The organism is Rhodococcus sp. HM1 (assembly GCF_023218075.1).
Taxonomy (GTDB): domain Bacteria; phylum Actinomycetota; class Actinomycetes; order Mycobacteriales; family Mycobacteriaceae; genus Rhodococcus.
Genome location: NZ_JALPTB010000153.1, coordinates 1 through 3235 on the forward strand (window position 1 = coordinate 1; position 3235 = coordinate 3235).

A 3235-nucleotide genomic window follows, 5' to 3' on the forward strand; every position below is an offset into this window, starting at 1 on the left:
CGGACCCAACGGCAACGACCCCACCGCCGACACATCCGACACCACCGACGCCGCCGCCTCCACCGACGACAACACCGACACCCCACCAACCCGCACACCCACATCCACCGCACACTGCGCCAGCACGCGGACGAAGCGGTCGACCAGATCGGTCGTCAGCGCCGCCGGCAGATCGGGGTGGTACTTGACGATCAGCTCCAGCTGTTCGCCGGGCAGGACGAGCAGCGTCAGCGGGAAGCTGGTGCCGTCGTCGATGCCGCGCAGCTGCACGTCGAGACCGCTGCCGGCGGTCGCCCCGGTGAAATCACCCGGATAGTTCTCGAACACCACGAGGGTGTCGAACAGTTCGTCGAGACCGGCGATCCGGTGCAGGTCCGCCAGGCCCACGTGGTGGTGCGCCTGCAGGGCGGCCTGCTCGGCCTGGACGCGGCGCAGCAGGTCGGCGACGGTTTCCGCGGGACGCAGACCGACGCGGACCGCGATCGTGTTGACGGTCATGCCGATCATCTCGTCGATGCCGTCGAGGTCGGCCGCGCGGCCGGAGACCGCGGTGCCGAAGAGCACATCGTCGCGGCCGGTGACGGCTCCTAGCGCCAGCGACCACGCGACCTGCACGATGGTGTTGAGCGTGACACCGGTTTCGCGGCGGAGCCTTTCGAGGCCCGACACGGTCTCGGCGTCGACGGTGAGGGTGTGGTCGACGCACGAACCGGGCGCGAGGGTCCGGCCGGCCGCGAGCAGCGTCGGCTCGGTGACGCCGTCGAGCGCCGCCGTCCAGGCCGCCCGGTCGGCGGCCTCGTCGCGGTCACCCAGCCAGGTGAGGTAGTCGCGGTAGGGGCGCGCCGGTGCCGCGACCGCGGGTGCCGCGCCGATTGCGATGCCGTTGCCGTAGGCGCGCAGCAGGGCGTCGATCACCAGCGGCAGGGACCAGCCGTCGAACAGCAGGTGGTGATGCGTGAGCAGCATCCGGTGCTGTCCGGATCCGATGTGTACGAGCGTGATCCGCATCAGCGGCGGCGCAGCGAGGTCGAAGCGGGTCTCGCGGTCCTGCTCGGCGATTTCGGCCCAGCGTCGGTCCAGTTCCGCTCCGGCCGCGGCGGACAGGTCGATTTCGTGCCACGGCACGGCGGCGCCGGCGGTGACGACCGCGACCTGGCGGCCGGCATCGGTGGTGGTGAATGCGGACCCGAGCTGGGTGTGCGCGGCGAGCACCGTGTCGGCGGCTGCCCGCAACCGGGCGGTGTCGAGGTCACCGGTGATGTCGAGCGCCATCTGCACGACGTAGGCGTCGTGCCCGGTGGTGTCGAAGGTCGACTCGAACATCAGGCCCTGCTGCAGCGGCGTCAGGGGCAGGACGTCGATCGCCGACGGATAGCGCGCGGTCAGCTCGTCGAGCTCGTCGAAGTCGACGGAGGCGAGAACGTCCGACGGCGTCAGTCCACCGATGGAACCCGAACGACCGTGTGCAGCAATACCTTCCAGAAGTGCCGGCCACAGTTCCGCGGCGCGGTCGACGACACCGGCCCGCAGCGCCGAGGCCGCGAAGCGCCACTGCGCGACGACGCCGGCGGCGGTGGCCGCGGCGTTGACCTCGATCGGATGCGTCATGGGCATCGTCGGGTCGGAGGACACGCCGAGGGTGCCGACGCCGTCCGAGTTCTCGACGGGGCACAGCGTCCAGACCCCGCCGGTTCCCGTGGCCGGGGCGGCGTCGATGCGGCCGAGGTAGTTGAACAGCACCGAGTGCGCGGCCCCGCCGGTGAGGTCGGCGGCGTACTCGCCGCGGTATCGGGTGAGCAGTCCGTAGCCGATGCCGCGGTTCGGGACGGCGCGGATCTGCTCCTTGATGTGCTTGACGAGACGTCCGGCTGCGGAGGATCCGGCGGCGACCGCGTCGAGGTCGACACCGGCCACGTCGAGCCGCAGCGGGTACAGCGTGGTCAGCCAGCCCACCGTGCGGGACAGATCGAGTTCCGGTGCGATCGAATCGGATTCGCGACCGTGACCTTCGACGTCGACGACGAGCGCGGTCGCGCCGGCTTCCTCGGATGCTGTGGCCAGCGCGGCCGCCAGGGCGGCGAGCAGGATCTCGTCGACCCCGACGCGCAGCGCCGGGGCGACCACCGACGACAGCGTCTCGAACACGTCGGGTGCCACGGTGATTTCCCGGACGGTCGACGCGGCGACGGTGTCCACCGCCGGATCGAGGGCGCGCTCGGTGAGCGCGACGGCACCGGCCGGGTCGACGATCCCCCGCCACAGGTCCGCATCGTCGGCCGCGAGGTCGGCGGCGGCTTCGAGCGCCCGACTCCACGTGCGGAAGGACGTGGCGGGTCGTTCGAGCGATCCCGGCCGTTCGCATAGCCGACGCAGGTCGTCGAGCAGGATGTTCCAGGACACCGCGTCGACGACGAGATGGTGGGCGACGATGAGCAGGCGAGCAGCGGGTGCGTCGTCGAGCAGGACGAACACGACCATCGTTCCCGATGCCGGGTCGAGGCTGCGGTAAGCGGACTGCACCGGCTCGGGATCCGCCGGATCGCGTTGCTGCAGAACGATTTCGGGTGCGGGCTCGGTGGGAACCTCGAGGGTCCGGCCGTAGGTGGGGTCGTCGACGACCCGGGCCCGGAGCACGTCGTGGGTCGCGACAAGCGCGTTCAGCGCGGCCTCGAGTGCGTCCTCGGTCAGATCGGCGGGGAGCGTGACCACCCGGGCCTGGGCGTACCCGTCGACCCACGCGCCGTCGTGCGCGAGCAGATCGGTGATCATCGCGGTCGGCACGACGACACCGAGCGAGTCCTGCCGGTCCTCGGCCGCGGCCATCAGCGTGTCGGTCGGCACGGCCCGGGAGGCCAGACCCGCGGGGGTGGGCGCTTCGAAGACGTCACGGGACGTGAGGGCGAAACCGGCACGGCGGGCTGCGGTCACGACGCGCAGGGCGACGATGGAGTCGCCGCCGAGATGGAAGAAGTCGTCGTCGACACCGACCCCCTCCACACCGAGCACGTCCACGAACACCGAGCACAACACCCGCTCGGCCTCCGACACCGGCGCCCGGCCGGCACCGGCCGAGGCCACCTCCGGCTCCGGCAACGCCGCCCGATCCAACTTCCCGTTCACCGTCACCGGCAACGACTCGAGCACCGTCACCGTCGACGGCACCATGTACTCCGGCAACACCTCACCGGCCGCCGCCCGCAACTCCTCCGCCGACGCCTCCACCAGCAACGTCACA

Annotated in this window: 1 protein-coding gene; it reads right to left on the reverse strand. The window is 71.3% G+C overall.

Translation table 11 applies throughout. The features are described 5' to 3' along the window. The coding region (locus tag M1M07_RS32070) for a condensation domain-containing protein (RefSeq protein ID WP_248676742.1) at nt 1-3235 on the reverse strand (3235 nt) is incomplete at both ends.